Origin of the sequence: Candidatus Pantoea deserta, from assembly GCF_003813865.1 — a bacterium.
Lineage (GTDB): Bacteria > Pseudomonadota > Gammaproteobacteria > Enterobacterales > Enterobacteriaceae > Pantoea > Pantoea deserta.
This window is the reverse complement of record NZ_RMVG01000017.1, coordinates 37,928-58,668: the sequence shown is the minus strand read 5'-3', so window position 1 is coordinate 58,668 and position 20,741 is coordinate 37,928. Positions and strand designations below refer to the sequence as shown.

Here is a 20,741-nt window from a genome sequence, read left to right as displayed (position 1 = left end):
TTGATTGTCTCAGGGTTATTCAGAACCATGCCGTGCGCAGCAAAGGGGTTTCCTGTATAATCTCGCTTTTCATTAATTAACCAAATGCGATTATTTTGACCAGTTCCCGACTTTCCTGGCAAGACCTGCAACCCAACATTACCGAATACGCATCCGTTTTTTCCCGCATCGCTGAAGAAGAGACTGATAGCCTGGCGGCAGTACAGCCGCGTTTGCTGAATGCTCTGGCCCGTCTGCAACAACAGCGCGAAGGATTTCCCCTGCTGCTGGTTTGTAGCCAGGAGAATGTGGATTACCTGGCGCTGATTGCGCACCGAATGGCCCGTATCGCAGGCGAACCGGCACAGCTATCTGGCGGACATTACCATATCATTGCGGATAATGTGACACTTCAGCCGCCGGGCGATGCGTCTCATCCCTTTACCGGCACCGGCAAAGTGCTTTATGCCGACTGGATAGAAAACGATCAGCTGTTTGGCTGCGTGCGTCTGCATCGCGATCGTCTTCAGCTTGAACCCGGCCTGATCCACCGTGCCAACGGCGGTACGCTGGTATTGTCATTGCGGACGCTTCAGGCGCAGCCGCTGCTCTGGCTGCGTTTAAAGCGCGCCATTCAGCTGGGCCGTCTGGAGTGGCTCTCTCCTGATGAGCGTCGTCCTCTGCCGGTTTCTATTCCGCCGCTGCCGTTAACGCTTAAGCTGGTGCTGTGCGGCGATCGCGACGCGCTGGCAGCTTTTCAGGAGAGCGATCCCGAACTTCACGAGCTGGCGACCTACACCGAATTTGAAGAGAACTTACAGATTGTCGATGAAGACGATCTGCTGGCCTGGTGCCGCTGGGCGCAGGATGTGGCGCAACAGGCTAATCTTCCCGCGCCGCAGGCTGACTTCTGGCCGCCCCTGCTGCGTGAGGCCGTGCGCTATACCGGCGATCAGGAGGTGTTGCCGCTCTGCCCGCGCTGGCTGCTGCGTCAGATGCGTGAGGCGGCGTTGCAGGGCGATGCCCTGAGCGAAGCGACATTGCTTAGCGCGTTCGAGGAGCGTAACTGGCGCGAAGCCTTCCTGGCGGAAAGAATGCGCGATGAGATCCTGCTCAATCAGATTCTGATTGAAACCGAGGGCGAAGTGGTAGGCCAGATTAATGGTCTCTCCGTAGTGGAGTTTCCCGGCCATCCGCGTCCCTGGGGCGAGCCTTCCCGCATTACCTGCGTGGTGCATCCCGGCGACGGCGAATTTAACGACGTAGAGCGCAAAGCCGAGCTGGGCGGAAACATCCATGCCAAAGGCATGATGATTATGCAGGCGTATCTGATTGCTGAACTGGAACTGGATCAGCAGCTGCCCTTCTCTGCCTCGCTGGTATTTGAACAATCCTATTCTGAAGTAGACGGCGACAGCGCCTCGCTGGCGGAGTTATGCGCCTTGATCAGCGCGCTGGCCAACCAGCCTGTCAACCAACAGATAGCCGTCACTGGCTCGGTCGATCAGTTTGGCAATGCGCAGCCGGTAGGCGGATTAAACGAGAAGATCGAAGGATTCTTCACGATTTGCAACGAGCGCGAGCTAACCGGCGAACAGGGCGTCATTATTCCGGCCGCCAACAAACGCCACCTGAGCCTGAGCCAGGAGGTGGTAGACGCCGTTGAGCAGGGTCGTTTCCATATCTGGGCTATCGATCGTGCCGATGAGGCGCTGCCGCTGTTAACCGGCGTTGTCTGGCGCAGCGATGATGATAACGGCGATTCGCTGTTGCGCCGGATTCAGGATCGTATTACCCAGTTCAATCAGCAGGAAGCGAGTCATCGCCCCTGGCCTTTACGCTGGCTAAACTGGTTTAACCAGCGCTGATTGAATTGCCCGGCGTACAGCTGTTCGCTAAACTTCGTGATTCACTAAAACAAGGCTTATTGAAAACATGGTTGATAAACGCGAATCCTATAGCAAAGAGGACCTGATTGCGTCAGGTCGCGGTGAACTGTTTGGCGAGAACGGTCCGCCGCTTCCGTCTGGCAACATGTTGATGATGGACCGCGTAGTCAAGATGACTGAAGACGGCGGTAAATATGACAAGGGCTTCGTGGAAGCCGAGCTGGATATTAATCCTGACCTGTGGTTCTTCGCCTGTCACTTTATCGGCGACCCGGTAATGCCTGGCTGCCTGGGGCTTGATGCGATGTGGCAGCTGGTTGGTTTCTATCTGGGCTGGCTGGGCGCGGAAGGCAAAGGCCGCGCGCTGGGCGTAGGCGAGGTCAAATTTACCGGTCAGGTGCTGCCGACGGCGAAAAAAGTCACCTACAAAATTCACTTTAAGCGCGTGATTAATCGCAAGCTGGTCATGGGCGTTGCCGATGGCGAAGTGTTCGTTGACGGCAACCTGATTTACTCCGCCAGCGATCTGAAAGTGGGTCTGTTTAAAGACACCAACGCGTTCTGATAGTGCATATGAAAACCTCCGCCTGTGCGGAGGTTTCTTCCTTTTCCTGACGGTCGATTACACCGTAACCGCCCTGTCCTCCATGGCTTGTCGCCAACCTCCCAACCAGTGAGACTTAGCCTCAATCATCTGATACGGACACATCTCTTTTGAGCGTCCTGTAATACCGGCCTGGTAGCCACGAGAATGGGCGCGTTCAAGGCGGTCTCGTTTCTGTCTCTTCATACCTCGTATCCCTCATATCAGGTCTGTGGAATCTGGTGGAAAGAAATAGAGTGGCGAAAATATGCTCAGCCACAGTTAAGTTTTACCCGCCGTACCTTAAAAGGTCAATGCGCAAATTTCACGCCAGTGTCATCATTCTGCCGTTAAATCGCCATTATTTTGCCTGCCCGCTCTCAGCTGGCCTCGCTTATCGCCTTGAAGCCAAATAAAAAAGCCCTCGATAGCGCCAGCATATTGCTGAGGCGATCGAGGGCGAAATTTAAGGCTTAGTAAATTTTATTCTGTAGTTATCGCGGCATTGGCAATCTGCTGTGCCGTTTGCTGCCAGCCGATAGCCAGCGTGCGCACCAGCGCGTCATAGCCATCCTCGTTCTGCGGCAGCGCCACATCGAAGCCCTGCTTTATGACGCGGTCGTTATGCTGGAGCACCCATTCGCCGCTGACGACGGCGCGCCCGTCATAGCGTCCCTGAAAGCCGGTTACCGTCACGCTCAGGGTGTCATGCTTTTCGCCCAGCGGCGAGCCGGATACCAGACGGCCCGGCAAGGCCTTACTCAGATTAGCCACCAGCGTCTGATGAAGCTGCTGATCGAGCGGACTGGCCCATAAGTTATTGGCGGCGATCACATATTTTACGTCGCTGGTCTGATAAACCAGCCCGTTGCCGGCCAGGTAATCCGGCACCGTAACCTGTTGTACCCATAGCGCAGGCGGCTGCGCTTCGCCGCCGCTGCGCACCTGCATCGCTGCCGGTTGCGACGGCAGCTGATAGTAGGTGTTGTCAATGGTGCTGCTGCACGCGCTGATCAACAGCGCGGCGCCTAACACGATTCCTTTTTTCACTGTTTCGCCCTCTTCGGCTGAGGATCCTGGCCCGGTTTGGCCTCAAACACCAGCGCGTTGCTTTTGGTATTCAGCGTTTTCAATACCGGTTGCAGTTCGCGCAGCACCTGATCGAGTCGCTGCATATCGCCCACCAGCTTGTTATAGGCTGGAGATCCAGGTTGCAGCCCTTTCATGCTGCGATTCAGCTCGCGCAGCGTTTGCTGCATATCGTCCGGCAGCGTTTTCATCGCCGGGCTGGCGGTGATCTGATTGAGGTTTTTCAGCGTGCCCTGCAATTCACGCAGCGTGCGCTGACTCTCTTTCAGCGTGCCCGTCGCTTCCGTCACCATGCCATTCAGCGGCAAGGCGTTGATCTTGTCGAGCGCCGCCACCAGCTTCTGCTGAATCTGGCTCAGACCGCCGCTGGTTGTCGGAATGATTTCATAGCCAGCCACTTTTTCCGGGCCTTTATAGGCCGGAACGTTGTCGTAGAAATCGAGATCGATATAGAGCGAACCAGAGAGCAGATTGCCGGTTTTCAGCGAGGCGCGCAGGCCGCGTTTCTTACCGTCCTGTAAATGCTGCTCCAGGTTAAAGTTTTCACCCAGGCGTTTAGCAAAGCGATCCGGCTCGATGCGAATTAATACCGGCACGCGATAGTCGTTGTTTAGCGCCTGATTCACGCCCTCAGTCATAAACGGCACTTCCGCCACGGTTCCCAGGCGAATGCCGCGGAACTCAACCGGCGCGCCGACCTGAAGGCCGCGAATCGAATCGGTGAAGAACATCAGGAAATCCACGTGATTAGTGTAGAGCGAATCCTGAATACTGCGCTGATCGTCAAACAGATGATAATCCGCATTGTTGGTCGCGGCCTGCCCTAACTCCCAGCCGTCTGGCACGTCGAAACTAACGCCGCCGCTAAACAGCGTGGTCAGCGATCCCATCTCGACGCGCATTCCCGATGCCGACATATCCACGGCAATACCGCTGTCTTTCCAGAAGCGGACATTGGTGGTCACCAGGCGATCGTAAGGGGCTGCAATGAACAGCTGATAGGTCATCATGCGCTTATCGGTGTCAAAGCTGCTGGTTTCCACCGTGCCCACCCGGTAGCCGCGAAACAGCACCGGATCGCCGGCGTTAAGCTGCCCGGCCTTTTTGCTGTCGAGGGTAATGCGAATACCTTTGGCGTCAGGCGGCGCCAGCGGCGGCGCATCCAGCAGCTGATAGCGATCTTTCGGCTCTTCTTTGGTGCCCGGTTGCAGCTCAATATAGGCGCCGGAAAGCAGCGTATTCAGCCCGGTCACGCCTTCACGGCCAATCTGCGGTTTAACGACCCAGAATACGCTGTCTTTGTGCAGCAGCTTTTCCATGCCGGAGTTAAGCCGCGCGGTAATTTCCACATGGTGCAAGTCGTCGGACAGCTCGGCTTTTTCCACGACGCCGACATCGACGCTGCGGCTTTTAATGGTGGTTTTACCCGCTTCGATTCCTTCCGCATTCTCCGTAATTAAAATGACCTGCGGGCCAAGATGACTAAAGTGATAGAACAGAATCCAGCCGCCAATTAACAGCGTGACAATAGGGACAATCCACACCGGCGACCAGCGTTTAATCTGGTCAACTTTGGCATGGCCGTGGTTACTTTCCGTCAAGGCGCGGCTCCTTTGTAGTGTGTTCCCGTACACGATCCCAGGTCAGGCGCGGGTCAAACGTCATGGCGGCGATCATGGTCAGGATCACCACCAGCGCAAATAGCAGCGCGCCGACTGCGGGATAAACATTCATCAGTTGCCCCATGCGCACCAGCGCAGAGAGCACGGCAATAACAAATACGTCGATCATCGACCAGCGGCCAACAAATTCGACCACTTCATAAATCAGGTGCATCTTTTCGCTGTCGCGGTGTCCGCGCCCGCTGGCGTCCCAGCAGAGCCAGCCAATCGCCAGCATTTTTAGCGACGGCACCATGATACTGGCGATAAAAATCACCAGCGCGACCGGATAAGAGCCGTCGCTCCACAGCAGGATGACCCCGGCCATGATGTTTGAGGGATAGGGCGTACCCAGACTTTCCGTCACCATAATGGGCAGCAGATTCGCCGGGATATAAATGATTAGCGAGGTAAACAGCAGCGCCAGCGTCCACTGCAAACTGTGTTTACGCCGCGGCGCGGCCACCACGCCGCAGCGCGAACAGTCAGGCCGATCCGCCGGTAAGATCGCAGTGCAGCACGGACAGGATCGCAGTCCCTGCCTGATCCCGCTGATCCCTTTTTCCGGCGCGTGCGGCAGCGGCGGCAGCGGCGCGATCTGACTCCACAGCCAGCGGCGGTCGACGCACTGAAAAGCGCGCAGCTGTAGCAGGCAGAACAGGCACCAGGGCCAGAAGCTGGTTTCCAGACCGACATCGCCGTAGGCCATCAGCTTCACAAAGCTGACCAGCACGCCGGCCATAAAGATCTCCGCCATTCCCCAGCTGCGCAGCTGGAACAAAATCCGCGCCAGCCCAATACGCAGGCTGACCGGCATGCTGACGCGGTTGACCAGCAAAATAATGGTCAGCATGCAGAGTCCGGGAATAGCCTGGACAAACACCAGAAACAGCGTGGCGAGGCTGCTGTAATCTTCTGACACCATGACTTTCGGGATCTGCAACAGCGAGATCTGGCTGCTGAGACCGGCAACTTTCATGGTGACAAAGGGAAACAGATTCGCCAGCAGCAGCATAAACAACGCCGCCACCGCATAGCCGGTCGGACGCTTGCGCGGCTCCGTCCAGCTGGTGGTCAGCACCGTGTGGCAGCGCGGACAGGATGCGCGGCTCCCCTGCGGGACCTGCGGCAGTTTGACCATCAAATCGCACTGTGGACAGAGCATCCACGCCTGATTATCAGCGGCTGAACACATCCCGACTCCCTTATCGATTACGCGCCGTTTTTCAGCGCTTCAAGCTCTTCCCAACGCTCAAACGCCGCTTCCAGCTCTTGTTCCGCCTGCGCCAGCGCGTCCAGCACCGGCTGGGTCTGGTCGTGAGGCCGGCTAAAGAAATCTGGATGGCTCATCTGAGCCTGAAGTTCGCCGATACGCGACTCCAGCGACTCCAGCTTCTGCGGCAGCTGTTCCAGCTCCCGCATCAGGTTATAGCTTAGTTTGTTGCCGCCGCGTCTGGCGGCTTCATTTTTTTCCGCTGCCGGTTTCGCCGCGGCGACAGGCTTGCTCGCCTGCGCGCTTTTCTGCTGCTTATAGGCTGCGCGCTGCTGCTGCGCATCGTGATAGCCGCCTACGAAGCTGCCAATTTCCCCGTTGCCTTCAAAGATCCAGCATTCGGTGACGGTGTTATCAACGAACTGACGGTCGTGACTGACCAGCAGCACGGTGCCCTGATAGCCGTCAATCAGCTCTTCCAGCAGCTCCAGCGTTTCGACGTCGAGGTCGTTGGTAGGTTCATCGAGGATCATCAGGTTGCTGGGACGCAGGAACAGACGCGCCAGCAGCAGGCGATTGCGTTCCCCTCCCGAAAGCGCGCGAACCGGGGTCATGGCGCGTTTCGGATGAAACAGGAAGTCCTGCAGGTAGCCAAGCACGTGGCGCGGCTTGCCGTTGACCATCACTTCCTGTTTGCCTTCCGCGAGGTTATCCATCACGGTCCGGTCCGGATCCAGTTCCGCACGGTGCTGGTCGAAGTAGGCCACTTCCAGCTTAGTGCCGCTGTGCACGCGTCCGCTGTCGGCCTTCAGCTGTTGCAGCATCAGGCGCAGCAGCGTGGTCTTGCCGCAGCCGTTCGGGCCGATAAGAGCGATTTTGTCGCCGCGCTGTACCTGCGCGGAGAAATCATGCACCAGCGTCTTGCCGCCGACGCCATAGTTGACGTGCTCCAGCTCAAAGACAATCTTGCCGGAGCGTGAGGCTTCGCCGACCTGCATATTGGCCTTGCCCATCACTTCGCGACGCTCGGAGCGTTCGCGGCGCAGCGCTTTCAGCGCGCGCACGCGGCCCTCGTTGCGGGTGCGGCGCGCCTTGATGCCCTGACGGATCCACACCTCTTCCTGCGCCAGCTTGCGGTCAAACTCCGCGTTCTGCATCTCTTCGACGCGCAGCGCCTCCTCTTTGCCTTCGAGGTAGAGGTCGTAATTGCCCGGCCAGGAGACCAGCTTGCCGCGGTCCAGATCGACGATACGCGTCGCCATATTGCGGATAAAGGAACGGTCATGCGAAATAAAGACAATGCTGCCACTAAAGGTTTTGAGGAAGGTTTCCAGCCAGTCGATCGTTTCAATATCGAGGTGGTTGGTCGGCTCATCCAGCAGCAGCACGCGCGGATTGCTCACCAGCGCGCGGCCCAGCGCCGCTTTACGCAGCCAGCCGCCCGACAGGGACGACAGCTCGGTATCCGGCTGCAACCCAATCTGCTGGAGCACATCGTTGATACGGCTCTCCAGCTGCCACAGATTATGGTGGTCGAGAATGGCTTGCAGGCGTCCCATCTCATTGAGATTTTTTTCGCTCGGATCGAGCATCACCGCATGAGAAATGGCGTGGTAAGCCTTGAGATGCTCGGCCTGCTCTTCTACTCCCTCGGCGACAAAGTCATACACCGAGCCGGTAATATTGCGCGGCGGATCCTGTTGCAGACGCGCCACCACCAGATCCTGCTCAAAGATGATACGGCCGTCATCCAGCGGCTGTTCGCCGTTGATGATCTTCATCAGGGTGGATTTACCTGCGCCGTTGCGACCGACCAGACAGACGCGCTCATTCTCTTCGATATGCAGCTCGGTGTTGTCGAGCAGCGGCGCGTCGCTGAAAGAGAGATAAGCGCCGTGAATACTGATTAATGACATCTGAACTTATTCCTTACCGGCGTGGGTAATCAGCCAGCAGTTGTGGATTTGACGGTTACGGGCGAAATCCTGCGACAGGGTTTTCTGCGTGATGTCCTGCGCCTTCAGGCCCAGCGACGCCAGCCCTTCAAGATCCATTTTGAAGCCGCGCTTGTTGTTAGAGAACATAATGGTGCCGCCCGCACGCAGTAGGCGCTTCAGGTTGCGCATCAGCATAATGTGATCGCGCTGCACGTCGAAGTCCTCTTCCATGCGTTTGGAGTTAGAGAAGGTCGGCGGATCGATAAAAATCAGATCGAAGGTTTCGTCGCTTTCGCGCAGCCACCCCAGACAGTCGGCCTGCATCAGACGATGCTGGCGACCGGTCAGACCGTTAAGGCGCAGGTTGCGCTCGGCCCACTCAAGATAGGTGCGCGACATATCCACCGTGGTGGTACTGCGCGCGCCGCCCAGGCCGGCGTGTACGCTTGCGCTGCCGGTGTAGGAGAACAGGTTAAGGAAGTCTTTATCCTTGCTCATCTTGCCGAGCATATGGCGCGCGATACGGTGATCGAGGAACAGCCCGGTATCCAGGTAGTCCGTCAGGTTGACCCACAGGCGCGCGTTGTACTCCCGCACCTCCATGAAGTCCCCTTTCTCGCCGAGCTTCTGATACTGATTCTTGCCTTTCTGGCGCTCGCGCGTTTTCAGCACCAGCCGGTTGGCGGGCAGTTCCAGCACGCTAAGCGTTGCGCCGATCACGTCGAACAGGCGCTGGCGCGCTTTCGCCGCGTCGATGGTTTTTGGCGGCGCATACTCCTGAACCACGACCCACTCGCCGTAGCGATCCACCGCCACGTTATATTCCGGCAGATCGGCGTCATAGAGGCGATAGCATTCGATGCCTTCCTGGCGCGCCCATTTCTCCAGCTTCTTGAGATTTTTGCGCAGGCGATTAGCGTAATCTTCCGCAATCTGCGCGCCCTTTTCGCTGCTGTTTTCCGCCAGCTGATAGTTCTTCTGCACGCATTCGATGGGGCCGTTCTTCGCTTTAAACTGGCGTTCTGCACGCAGTTGCAGGCAGCTCAGCAGCTCGGGCGAGCCGCTAAACAGCGACAGCGTCCAGCCGCCGAAGTGCTGTTTCATAATCCGGCCCAGCTGGCTGTGCAGCGCAATCAGCGCCGGTTCGCTCTCCAGACGCTCGCCGTAAGGCGGGTTGCTCAGCACGGTGCCGTGCTGATGGTCGGGTAGCGGATTTTTCAGCTGTAGTACATCCTGACGGGCGAATGAGAAGAGATCCGCAACTCCGGCGCGGCGCGCGTTGGCCTGCGCCCACTCCAGTATGCGTCCGTCGCTGTCATAGCCAAAGAAGCGCGCCTGCGCAGCGGCTGTACCGGCGCGCGCGCGCTGCTGCGCCTCGCTTTTCACCTCGCGCCACAGCGCGTCGTTGTGCTGACGCCAGTGGGTAAAGCCCCAGCGGCTGCGCAGCAGGCCAGGTGCGCGATCGCAGGCGATCAGCGCGGCCTCGATCAGCAGCGTGCCGGAGCCGCACATCGGATCGAGCAGCGGGGTTGTCGGCTGCCAGCCCGATCGCAGCACAATCGCCGCCGCCAGGTTCTCCTTGAGCGGAGCCTGTCCGGTCTGCTGACGGTAGCCGCGCTGGTGCAGCGCGTCGCCGCTCAGATCGAGCGCGATACTGGCGCGATCTTTATTTAGCCAGACGTTGATGCGAATATCCGGCTGTTCGCGATCGACATTGGGACGCGGCAGTTTCTGGCGGGTAAAGCTATCGACAATCGCGTCTTTAACCTTCAGCGCGCCAAACTGGCTGTTACGGATCGATTCATTGGTGCCGCTAAAGTGCACCACAAAGGTATGCTGACTGCCAAACAGTTCGGTCCAGTCAATGCTCTGTACGCCAACGTAGAGGTCGAGATCGCTGTAAACGCCAAATTCGCCGAGCGGCAGCAGAATGCGCGACGCCAGACGGCTCCACAGCAGGCTCTGGTACATCACACGGTCATCGGCCTCAAAATGAACGCCTCCCTGTACCACCTGCAAATCCTGCGCGCCCAGCGCGTCCAGCTCACTTTTCAACAGCTCTTCGAGCCCACGCGCCGTACTGGCAAAGAGAGAATTCATATCGTCACTATTACTCTTGAGAAAATTGCTGCGTATTATACCCTAAATCGCCCTGTTTGTTGGAAAGCTACACGCTGGCGACGGCTACCTGCCGGAGAGAAGGCTGTAGCGTCCTGAGACCAGGTATCATAAAGTGAGTTTCTTTTATCGCGCCCGCCTGTTTCTCTGGAGATCGCCATGCCAACGCTGTCCCGTCTGTTTATTCACCCGGTTAAATCAATGCGAGGTTTACACCTTTCTCATGCGCAGGTCTTAGAGAGCGGCATGGCGTTTGACCGTATTTTTATGGTGACCGAGCCGGACGGTACCTTTATCACCGCGCGGCAATATCCTGACATGGTGCGTTTTACGCCAGCGCTGCTGACAGACGGCCTGTTTCTTCAGGCGCCCGATGGCAGCCAGGCCACCATCCGCTTCGATGATTTCGCCGCGCAGGAGCATCCCACTGAAGTCTGGGGCAATCACTTTACCGCGCGCATCGCGCCCGAGGCGATTAACGCCTGGCTGAGCGAATTTTTCCCGCGTCCGGTTCAGCTGCGCTGGGTCGGCCCGCAGCCGTCGCGCCGGGTAAAGCGCTTCACCGAGGTGCCGCTGGGTTTTGCCGACGGCTACCCTTTTCTGCTGATTAACAACGCCTCGCTACAGGATTTGCAACAGCGCTGCCCGGCCAGCGTGCGCGCCGAGCAGTTTCGCGCCAACCTGATCGTAAGCGGCGCGCCGGCCTGGGACGAAGACAGCTGGGCCAGCGTGCAGATTGGCGGCGTGATTTTCGATGTGCCGAAGCCCTGTAGCCGCTGCGTCTTTACCACCGTTGGCACCGAAAGCGGCCGTAAGCACCCGGACGGCGAACCGCTGAAAACGCTGCAAGGTTTTCGCAGCGCGCAGGACGACAGCGGCGACATCGATTTCGGGCTTAATTTGATTGCGCGCAGCAGCGGCATTGTGCGCGTCGGCGACGAAGTCGTGGTGCTGGCGCGCCACAGGCCGCGCGCATATGGGCCGGGCGCGGTAGTCGAGACCCTGAAGCCGCAGCAACAGCAGTCCGCTCAGGTATCAATTGCCTATCAGGGGCAGGCGTTTCAGGGAGATAATCAGCAGGTGCTGCTGGAGCAGCTGGAGATGCAGGGAGTTAAAATCCCCTACTCCTGCCGTGCGGGCCTGTGCGGCAGCTGCAAGGTGACGCTGGTGTCGGGCGAGGTAAAAGCGCTGAAGAAAAGCGCCATTCGCAGCGACGGCACCATTTTGAGCTGTAGCTGTATTCCCGCCGGCGATATTGAACTGGCGTAACCTCAGACCGCGTAAGCGAAGCGCGGCGTGCTTTCAGCGTGGTGCGGCAGCAGACGGTCATTCATGATTTTGATGGCATCGCCCAGCACCATCTGTTTGCCCGCCAGCGTCAGGGTGGGCTGCGCCAGTAGACAGAGCGTGGCGTTGCCGCCGCTTTCAATCGCCAGCAGACGCGCCTGCTCGCCATTTTCCGCCAGCGTCACTTCCACCATATCGCCGGATTCCGGCTGCAACACACAGGTCCAGGCGGTGAAATGCCAGCTTTTCGGCATCAGCGGCTTCAGAAAGCGGCTTGCGACCAGCGCGTTTAGCGTCAGCTCAGCGCGTTGACTGGCGCTCAGCGAACTCTGGCGGCAGCGTTCATCGAAGGTGTAATAGAGCGCAGCATCGTCAACGCTGAATCCTGTCTGGCGAAAAGCGTCTGGCGTCAGCATTTTGCGGGGAAAGCGAGAGCGGAAAAGCATACCGTCAGCCAGATCCAGCATCATCCGGTCATGGTCGGCGTCAAAATACCAGCGCCAGTTGTCATCAGGTTTGATTTTCATAGAGTGCCTTGTCATTAACCGCCGCGCTACACTCGCGCAGACTCAGCGAAGCGTTGCATTGCTTCTGAGGAAAAAGCTGAAAAAAGGTAGAACTGGGAAAAATATAAACGAGCCGAAGAGAGAAATAAACCCCCCGGCCCCGTTTTGTCGGAAATGTCTTAGAGATGAGTCACGATGTCTTTAATTAACCCCGGCCCTTTATAAATAAAGCCTGAGTAAATCTGGATTAGCGAGGCTCCCGCAGCCATTTTTTCGCGCGCCGCGGTTAATGAATCAATACCGCCTACGCCGATAATCGGCAGTGCGCCGTTTAACTCCTGCGCCAGCCGTTTAATTACCGCCGTGCTGCGCGACTGCACCGGACGTCCGCTCAGGCCGCCGCTTTCGCTGCTGTGCTTCAGGCCGCTGACCAGCGAGCGATCCAGCGTAGTATTGGTGGCGATCACGCCGTCAATATGGTGCCGCACCAGACTGTCGGCAATTTGAATTAATTCCTCTTCAGAGAGGTCGGGCGCAATTTTTACCGCCACTGGAACATATTTCAAATGGCGTTGTTCCAGCTCTTTCTGTTTTGCTTTAACCGACGCCAGGAGATCGTCCAGCGCCTCGCCATATTGCAGCGTGCGTAATCCCGGCGTATTCGGCGAGGAGATATTTATCGCGATATAACCGGCATCGGCGTAAACCTTCTCCATGCAAATCAGGTAATCTTCTTTACCATTTTCAACCGCAGTGTCTTTATTTTTGCCGATATTAATGCCGAGGATGCCTTTAAAGCGCGCCTTTTTCACATTTTCAACCAGGTGATCGACGCCGAGATTATTAAATCCCATACGGTTAATAATGCCCTCAGCCTCCACCAGCCGGAACATACGCGGCTTATCGTTACCCGCCTGGGCGCGGGGCGTCACGGTGCCGACTTCAACGAAGCCAAAACCCATCGCCCCGAAGGCGTCAATACATTCCGCATTTTTATCCAGTCCGGCCGCCAGCCCCAGCGCATTATCAAAGCGTAAGCCCATGCAGGTCACAGGACGTGATGGCAGCCGTTGACGGATAAGCGCCTCCAGCGGCGTGCCGCTGATAAAACGCAGTTGCTGAAAGGTCAGTTCGTGAGCGCGCTCAGGGTCGAGCTTAAACAACGCGGGTCGGACGATAGGATAAAGCATGCACTCTCCTGGTTATCGGATGCGATGAGTTGTCAGGGTGCACAGGAAAATGTGCGCCAGAATGGTAAAGGCCTCTGACGCAAAAGTAAATTACTGAACGGGCGAGAATATTGATCGCGATCAGCGCTTGCTGGCATAGCGCGCCAGACGTCGACACGCCTGGAGTCCGCTGTAAAGCGTCGGATAATACCAGAGCAGCTTCAGGCGCTTACTTTCCCGCGTCACCTTGCGCACCAGCTGATCGATGGTGGGGTGCCACGAGGGGGGAACCTGAATATTGTTTTTGCGGATCTCAATCAGACAGCCATACATCACCGGCTGATAATAGCGGTCCAGCAGCGTCTCTTCCGGCGGCAATCCCTGGTCGCGCAAAAAGCTTTCGCTGCTGCGGCGCGCGATATAGTAGTTCTCTACCCAGGAAAAGGTTGGCTTGCTCTGCGAGAGCGACGTCGGCATAAAGCGTTTGTTGTAGTAACTCTTACGCGTAAAGCCGATTTGTCGCGCTGACATATAGAGCGCAAACATATAGGGCGCATCTTCATGGTTCTGGATAGGCAGGAACTGCACGCCGGTCCGCGCAATAAGCTGACGCGAGAGGATGCTGCTCCACAGCACGCGATGCGCTGAACGCTGCGGGATCATGCTGCGCAGCGTGTCGCCGCCGCCCGGCCAGACGCCCTCAGCGTGGCGCTGATGGAAGGGTGTATAGTCACGCTCCGCAACCGGCTTATCGGTAAACATGCGCGCGCCGAAACAGAACATCTCCATGTCAGGATGCTGCGCCAGCGTGCGGCGAAAATCCGCGAAGAGATCTTTTTCGACAAAGTCGTCGGCGTCCATAAAGTAGATAAAGTCGCCGGTGGCGATCTCCAGCCCTTTCGTCCGCGCCGCGCTGACGCCGCCGCGTTCGCCGCGCAGCAGCCTGAGCTGGGGATGGCGCGCGGCCAGCCCCTCCAGCAGTTCGATGCTGTTATCGGTCGAACCGTCGTCGATGACGATCACCTGCTCCGGCGGCGATGACTGCCCCAGCAGCGAATCGATCGCTTCCGGCAGCCAGGGCGCGCAGTTCCAGTTCGGCACAATCACCGAGAGGGTGGAGTGACTGTCAGGTTTCCGTGTGCTCATTCTCTTTCCTCAATATTGAAACCTTTGGCGCGAGCAGGCAGCAGACGCTTGATCACCAGGCTGTGCAGCAGGCAGCAGACCGAGAGGTTGGCCAGGCCGATCAGGCCAAGCCACAGCAGATTCAGCCAGCGATTCTGGTTCCACTCTACAGGCAGGAAACTGCATAGCCAGGCCACCAGCGCCGCCACCGCCCAGATAAGCAGCACATCGCGCGTCAGCCAGGTAAAGTGAATGCCTGGCGCGAAGCGGCGATGCACCAGCCAGGCCCACCCCGCCAGATAGAAGATATTCTGCCCCAGCCACAGCCAGCCGGTGCCCTGCGCGCCATAGTGGATCGCCGCCCAGATATTCAACGGCACCAGAATGATGGCAAAGCAGGTGAAGCCTTTGAGATGCAGTTTAAGGTTGCCGTTGACATATTGCAGATGGTAGAGCAGACCGCAAATCGCCTGCACGCCGCTGCCCAGCGCATAGAGGCTGAGCACAAAAGACATGTCCGTGACGACCTGCTCATTCTGCGTCCAGGCCCACAGCAGCGGCGTGGCGAACATAGCGATAGTGATGCTCAGCGGCGCCATAAAAATCGCCACCGCCTGTGTGGTATAGCGATAGAGCGTCAGCGATTCGGCGTCGCCCTCTTTGCGCGTTTTAATGCCGGTCATGCGCGGCACAATGGCCTGCATAATGGGGCTGCTGAGCAGAATAATCCCGGTTGCCGCCGTCGCGACCACGGTAAAGGAGCCATAGGCGCTGAGCGGCAGCGTTTTCGACAGCACCAGTCGGTCAATTTGCGAAATAAAGGTCCAGATGGCGCTGGCGAACGCGGCACTCAGCGCAAAGCGGATAAACGGCTTGAGTATGCTTTTAAGATCCTCATGCTTCTGTTTGCGCGCCTCTGCGGGTACCAGCTGGTAGCACTTCGCGATCAGGCAGACCGCTTCCGCTATCGACACCAGCAGCTGCCAGATAAAGAAGCTCAGCACGGGATTGGAGAACAGCTGGATGACCAGCACCGCGCCGAAGGTTCGCAGCGTGACGATCGCCAGGTTAACGCCGTTGAGCCAGACCTGATGCTCAAAGCCGACAATGACGCTACGGTAAGGGCTGGTGCGCCAGCGGATAGCCGCCGTGATCACCATAATGGCGACGGCAAGGGTCACGTCAGAGGAAGGCAGATGACGCGCATCCAGCCAGTTATGCGCGATCCACGGCGTCGCCAGCCAGCCAATCACCACCAGAACCAGCGTGGAAATAAGGAAGAATTTAGAGAGCGCGGAGAAAAGCGCGGGAAACCAGATAAATTCGGTCTGGCTGGCGCGATAGCGCGCCGCTTCCCGCATCAGGGTCGTCGAGACGCCCGCATCCAGCAGCTGAAGCCAGGTTAACAGAATCGAGAAAAACCCGACTAATCCGTAAGCTTCCATCCCTAAATGTTGAATATATAGCGGTACTACCAGGATGCCTGACAGCGTCAGGTAAATCTGACCGACATAGTTGGCGATCGCATTACGTTTGATTGACATAAGTATGATGAGGTCTGGGCAATTTTCTTGGAGGCCACAAGCGTGGCACACATCTTTTGACCTGCCTACCAGACTTAGTCTTAAATTTATCGCTGGCGCTACGGGCCAGATTAAATCTGACGTCTGCGCTTATAAGATAAAAAGTAAAAAAGCATTTATCAGCGATAAATATCGCTGACAGCCGGTAGACGAGTCGGGCGCAGATAAAATTCGTCAGGCGATTTTTTTCTGCTCTTTATCCACTTTATATTTTTGCAGCCTGATAAACATCCGTGGACGATTAATCAGCAGCCACTCTTTGACGCCAACAGGCTTATGCTGGCTTCCCATAAACTGGATGGCGTGAATGACATATTCCGGCACCGGCGTTCCGTTATAAAGCGACAGGTAAATCATCAGGCGGAACGAATGCAGTAAATAGGCTTTTTCCAGCTCGTTTTTTAGCGGGGATTTATCCATACCCTGCTTCAGCAAGCCGTAGGTTTGCATAAAAGCATTGTAGCGCTGCATAAAATAGTCATCGTTTTTACGGCTGTTGGTCAGCGAGCCGCTGCGTACGCGCTGGCTATAGTAGACGTGCTGACTGACCCATGCCTGACGGGCATAAATAAACACCGACAGCGTAAATTTATGATCTTCATGCACGCGTTCGACAAAACGCAGGCCGCGCTGCATAACGAGGCTTTTTTTAACCGCATAATTCCAGGCCGCCGAGGTGTAAGAACCATTACGCAGCAAACGCGACAGCACCTGCTGCGGAGAATGCAGGCCGAACTGCTCATGCCGGACTTTGGGCCGGGTATTATTTTCGTGGCCGTCTTCAAACATCTGCGAGCTAAAGCAAAAAAGATCGACCTCAGGATGCGCGTCGGTGACCTGTTGCAGCTCGGCGACAAAGCCGTCCGGCACGATATCGTCCGGGTCGCAAAAAAACAGAAATTCGCCCTGAGCCGCTTCGATACCGACGTCACGCGCCTTACCCGCTCCCCCGTTGGGCGTGGTAATAATGCGCACCTGCGGCTGATGGCCGTAGGTTTGCTGCACCAGCGCCAGGGTACCGTCAGTGGAGCCGTCATTGACGATAATAATTTCCGCTGGCGCGGTGATCTGACGTAACAAGGAGTCGACACAGTCGACAATGTACTTTTCCACGTTGTACGTGGGAATAATGACTGACAGCAGTGTCTTTGCCATACATCTTTCTCTGGATAAATGAGAGGAAAAAAGCGCAAAGGTTACACAATCATAAAATTTGCGTTAAATCGTTGAGTAAAACAATCAAACAATAGTTAGACCGCTATGACAGAAGCGGAAGATAAGTATAGGCAGAAGCATTTTTATATTAACAGGACCATTCGCTGCTCAAGACATATGCCATGACGTCGACCTATCACCCGTCATAAAGTATTCGGTTGAAAAGCCTGACGTCGCATTACCCCCCTTAACCTTTACGCGCCATTTGTCATACTTAGAAACGTTATAAAAGTGACAAAACATTTCAAAGCCGCGCATTTTTTATATTTTAAGCGTAACGGTGTTCTTTTTTTTATATCGCTACTATAGCCTTTATCTGATAAAGCCCCCTTCTTGCGAAACAATTTTGCGCCATATTGTTACTAAGGGCATAGCTATGTTGCGCCTGAGCAAAGAATAGACAATTAATAATCTGCTCTCTTCCCGTTAAACTTTTTTCATTTATCCTCCTTAAGCAGCAGAATGCTTTCTCTGCTATTCATTCAGCATTCATGAACTATTGCGCTGGTACTGATGCGGTTTTTTAAGATTTTTCGCATCCGACAACAGCCGGCTTTATTCGCCCTTTTCCTTTACCTGTTCCGCCTTTTGCGCATTTCACCTTTGCATTGCTGGATAAATCATTTAAGCCCCTCTCTACGCTCTGTCAGGATGTGAGCATCAGTTCTCAACTTTAGCTAATCAATAACTTTCAGTTATAAGGAGTAACGATGCGAGTTATTACGCTAGCTGGCAGCCCGCGTTTCCCGTCACGGTCGACCTCACTGCTTATCCTGTGCCAGCACGCTCTGGAAGCGCGCGGCGTTGAAGTTATTCCGTGGAATATTCAAAACTTTCAGCCGGACGACTTGATCAACGCGCGTTTCGATGCCCCTGCGCTGCTGGCGCTACGCGAAGATTTACTCTCTGCAGACGGCGTTATCGTCGCCACGCCGGTTTATAAAGCCTCTTTCTCCGGCGCGCTAAAAACGCTGCTGGATTTACTGCCTGAGCGCGCGCTGGAGCACAAAGTCGTGCTGCCCCTCGCCAGCGGCGGCAGCGTCGCGCATATGCTGGCGGTCGATTATGCCCTGAAGCCAGTGCTGAATGCGCTCAAGGCGCAGGAGATCCTGCACGGCGTCTTCGCCGAAGACCACCAGATCACTCATTACGACCGCCAGCCAGAACTGCAACCTGAGCTGGCGCGCCGTCTGGATGAGGCGGTAGAGGCCTTCTGGCTGGCGCTAACCCGCCACCATAACCCCCTGGCTCAGGCTGTATAAAGGAAGAACATAAATGAAAAGGATAATCGGCTGGCTACTCGCCTCTTTCGCGCTGCTGAGCCTGCAAACGCAGGCGGCAGAGGCGCCCGCGCAGATTCGCATCGGCTATCAGAAAGGCTCCGTCAGTATGGTGCTGGCGAAATCGCATCGGCTGCTGGAGCAGCGTTTTCCCGCCACCCATATTCAGTGGATCGAATTTCCCGCCGGTCCGCAGATGCTGGAGGCGCTCAACGTCGACAGTATCGATCTGGGCAGCACCGGCGATATTCCGCCCCTGTTTGCCCAGGCGGCCGGCGCCGATCTGCTGTACGTCGGCTCAGAACCGCCTAAGCCCAAATCAGAAGTGATTCTGGTGGCGAAAAACAGCCCGCTGAACAGCGTTGCCGACCTGAAAGGAAAGAAAGTCGCGTTTCAGAAAGGCTCCAGCTCGCACAATCTTTTGCTGCGCGCCCTGCAACGCGAAGGGCTGAGCTTTAAAGATATTCAGCCGGTTTACCTGACGCCCGCCGATGCGCGCGCAGCCTTTCAGCAGGGGGACGTTGACGCCTGGGCTATCTGGGATCCCTACTACTCTGCCGCGCTCCAGCAGGGCAACGTGCGCGTGCTGGCCGACGGCAGTCAGCTCAATCTGACCGGATCCTTCTATCTGGCGACGCGAAAATTCGCCGAGCAAAACGGCGCGTTCGTCCAGCAGGTTCTCGACACCTTTAGCCAGGCCGATGCGCTGACGCTGAGCCAGCGCGAGCAAAGCATTACGCTGCTTGCAGGCGCGATGGGCCTGCCGAAACCGGTTATCGCCAGCTATCTCGATCATCGCCCGCCGACCCATATTTCACCGGTCAGCGCGCAAACCGCAGCGGCGCAGCAGCATACCGCCGACCTGTTTTACGCCAGTCACCTGGTGCCGGTAAAGCTGACCATCGCCGATCGCATCTGGCATCCCAGCGCCCCCATTCAGTAAGGAGTGAATAATGAGCTTATCCGTATTCTGGTTTCTCCCGACGCATGGCGACGGACACTATCTCGGCACCTCAGAAGGTGCGCGTCCTGTCGACCACGGCTATCTGCAACAGATTGCGCAGGCCGCTGATCGTCTGGGCTTTGGCGGCGTGCTGATCCCTACAGGCCGCTCATGCGAAGACGCCTGGCTGGTCGCCGCCTCGCTGATTCCGGTTACGCAACGCCTGCGCTTTCTGGTGGCGCTGCGTCCCGGTGTGATTTCGCCTACGCAGGCGGCGCGCCAGGCGGCGACGCTGGACCGCCTCTCTAACGGTCGCGCGCTGTTTAACCTGGTGACCGGCGGCGATCCGGAAGAGCTGGCGGGAGACGGCGTGTTCCTGGATCATCATGAGCGCTATGTGGAGTCAGCGGAGTTCACCCGCGTCTGGCGCCGCGTGCTGGAAGGCGAAACGGTCGACTACGAAGGAAAATATGTCAACGTGCGCGGCGCGCGTCTGCTGTTCGATCCGGTGCAGCAGCCGCGCCCGCCGCTCTGGTTCGGCGGCTCGTCTGAACCGGCGCAGGCGCTGGCCGCTGAGCAGGTTGACGTTTACCTGACCTGGGGCGAACCGCCTGCTCTGGTAAAAGAGAAAATTGAGCAGGTGCGTGCGAAAGCGGAAGCTCAGGGTCGTAAAGTGCGCTTTGGCATTCGCCTGCACGTTATTGTGCGCGAAACCAACGAGGAGGCGTGGCGCGCCGCCGATCGCCTGATCGCCCACCTGGATGACGCCACCATTGCGAAGGCCCAGGCGGCGTTCGCGCGTACCGACTCCGTTGGTCAGCAGCGCATGGCGGCGCTGCACAGCGGTCGCCGCGACCAGCTGGAGATCAGCCCTAACCTGTGGGCCGGCGTCGGCCTGGTGCGCGGCGGAGCAGGCACTGCGCTGGTGGGCGACGGCCCGACCGTTGCCGCGCGCATGCAGGAGTATGCCGACCTCGGCATCGAAACCTTTATTCTTTCCGGCTATCCGCATCTGGAAGAGGCCTACCGCGTCGGCGAGCTGCTGTTCCCGCATCTCGATCTGGAGGTGCCGCAGATTCCGCAACCGCGCAGCGTGAAGGCATTTGGCGAAACCGTCGCCAACGATTTCCGCCCGCAAAAAGTGTCGCAGAGCTGAGGAGGAGA

General features: G+C 57.1%; 17 protein-coding genes. 6 read left to right on the top strand and 11 right to left on the bottom strand.

The annotated features are described in order from the left end of the window. Positions 1-89: 89 nt before the first annotated feature. A complete protein-coding gene (locus BBB56_RS18400) occupies positions 90-1,847 on the top strand; it encodes an AAA family ATPase (protein ID WP_233593065.1) in 1,758 nt (585 codons plus the stop codon). 67 nt (positions 1,848-1,914) lie between these two features. Further along, positions 1,915-2,433 (top strand): bifunctional 3-hydroxydecanoyl-ACP dehydratase/trans-2-decenoyl-ACP isomerase, encoded by a 519-nt coding sequence (gene fabA, locus BBB56_RS18395; RefSeq protein ID WP_123802390.1) that lies wholly within the window; start codon positions 1,915-1,917, stop codon positions 2,431-2,433. Between the two features lie 57 nt (positions 2,434-2,490). Here fabA and rmf read toward each other — a convergent pair whose 3' ends face one another. The 6 genes from rmf to rlmKL all read right to left on the bottom strand — a co-directional run bounded on the left by rmf (position 2,491) and on the right by rlmKL (position 10,451). Further along, a complete protein-coding gene (rmf, locus tag BBB56_RS18390; protein ID WP_120451870.1) occupies positions 2,491-2,658 on the bottom strand; it encodes a ribosome modulation factor in 168 nt (55 codons plus the stop codon). Between the two features lie 276 nt (positions 2,659-2,934). Next, on the bottom strand, positions 2,935-3,501 hold the full coding sequence (gene pqiC / locus BBB56_RS18385; protein ID WP_123802389.1) for a membrane integrity-associated transporter subunit PqiC: 567 nt from the start codon (positions 3,499-3,501) through the stop codon (positions 2,935-2,937). After that, positions 3,498-5,141, bottom strand: a complete 1,644-nt coding sequence (gene pqiB / locus BBB56_RS18380; protein WP_123802388.1) for an intermembrane transport protein PqiB — start codon at positions 5,139-5,141, stop codon at positions 3,498-3,500. The genes pqiC and pqiB overlap by 4 nt, the downstream gene beginning before the upstream one ends. Further along, positions 5,128-6,396, bottom strand: coding sequence for a membrane integrity-associated transporter subunit PqiA (pqiA, locus tag BBB56_RS18375; protein WP_123802387.1), 1,269 nt, complete (start codon positions 6,394-6,396; stop codon positions 5,128-5,130). Before pqiA ends, pqiB begins: the two co-directional genes overlap by 14 nt. 17 nt (positions 6,397-6,413) lie before the next feature. Continuing rightward, entirely contained in the window at positions 6,414-8,330 is a 1,917-nt protein-coding gene (locus tag BBB56_RS18370) for an ABC transporter ATP-binding protein (RefSeq protein ID WP_123802386.1), read from the bottom strand. 6 nt (positions 8,331-8,336) lie between these two features. Continuing rightward, on the bottom strand, positions 8,337-10,451 hold the full coding sequence (gene rlmKL / locus BBB56_RS18365) for a bifunctional 23S rRNA (guanine(2069)-N(7))-methyltransferase RlmK/23S rRNA (guanine(2445)-N(2))-methyltransferase RlmL (RefSeq protein ID WP_123802385.1): 2,115 nt from the start codon (positions 10,449-10,451) through the stop codon (positions 8,337-8,339). 177 nt (positions 10,452-10,628) lie between these two features. Here rlmKL and BBB56_RS18360 point away from each other — a divergent pair, with 177 nt between their 5' ends. Then, the gene (locus BBB56_RS18360; protein WP_123802384.1) at positions 10,629-11,738 is read left to right on the top strand and encodes a YcbX family protein; all 1,110 of its coding nucleotides are present in this window, start codon (positions 10,629-10,631) and stop codon (positions 11,736-11,738) included. A 2-nt stretch (positions 11,739-11,740) separates the two neighbouring features. On the opposite strand, the gene BBB56_RS18355 is transcribed toward BBB56_RS18360, so the two are convergent. The 5 genes from BBB56_RS18355 to BBB56_RS18335 all read right to left on the bottom strand — a co-directional run bounded on the left by BBB56_RS18355 (position 11,741) and on the right by BBB56_RS18335 (position 17,294). After that, positions 11,741-12,283 carry a cell division protein ZapC gene (locus BBB56_RS18355; RefSeq protein ID WP_123802383.1) on the bottom strand — a complete coding sequence of 181 codons (543 nt, stop codon included), beginning with the start codon at positions 12,281-12,283 and terminating at the stop codon, positions 11,741-11,743. A gap of 158 nt (positions 12,284-12,441) precedes the next feature. Further along, on the bottom strand, positions 12,442-13,452 hold the full coding sequence (gene pyrD, locus BBB56_RS18350) for a quinone-dependent dihydroorotate dehydrogenase (RefSeq protein ID WP_123802382.1): 1,011 nt from the start codon (positions 13,450-13,452) through the stop codon (positions 12,442-12,444). 120 nt (positions 13,453-13,572) lie between these two features. Next, on the bottom strand, positions 13,573-14,577 hold the full coding sequence (locus BBB56_RS18345) for a glycosyltransferase family 2 protein (protein ID WP_123802381.1): 1,005 nt from the start codon (positions 14,575-14,577) through the stop codon (positions 13,573-13,575). Continuing rightward, complete coding sequence (locus BBB56_RS18340; protein ID WP_123802380.1) at positions 14,574-16,100, bottom strand: lipopolysaccharide biosynthesis protein; 1,527 nt, start codon at positions 16,098-16,100, stop codon at positions 14,574-14,576. The genes BBB56_RS18345 and BBB56_RS18340 overlap by 4 nt, the downstream gene beginning before the upstream one ends. A gap of 213 nt (positions 16,101-16,313) precedes the next feature. Next, complete coding sequence (locus BBB56_RS18335; RefSeq protein ID WP_123802379.1) at positions 16,314-17,294, bottom strand: glycosyltransferase family 2 protein; 981 nt, start codon at positions 17,292-17,294, stop codon at positions 16,314-16,316. A 770-nt stretch (positions 17,295-18,064) separates the two neighbouring features. Between BBB56_RS18335 and ssuE the strand changes: the two genes are divergently transcribed. Genes ssuE through ssuD form a run of 3 tightly spaced genes read left to right on the top strand, consistent with a single transcriptional unit; the run spans position 18,065 to position 20,733 of the window. After that, positions 18,065-18,616 (top strand): NADPH-dependent FMN reductase, encoded by a 552-nt coding sequence (ssuE, locus tag BBB56_RS18330; RefSeq protein ID WP_123802378.1) that lies wholly within the window; start codon positions 18,065-18,067, stop codon positions 18,614-18,616. 13 nt (positions 18,617-18,629) lie between these two features. Continuing rightward, entirely contained in the window at positions 18,630-19,577 is a 948-nt protein-coding gene (locus BBB56_RS18325) for a sulfonate ABC transporter substrate-binding protein (protein WP_123802377.1), read from the top strand. A gap of 10 nt (positions 19,578-19,587) precedes the next feature. After that, complete coding sequence (ssuD, locus tag BBB56_RS18320; protein WP_123802376.1) at positions 19,588-20,733, top strand: FMNH2-dependent alkanesulfonate monooxygenase; 1,146 nt, start codon at positions 19,588-19,590, stop codon at positions 20,731-20,733. The last annotated feature ends 8 nt before the right edge of the window (positions 20,734-20,741 follow it).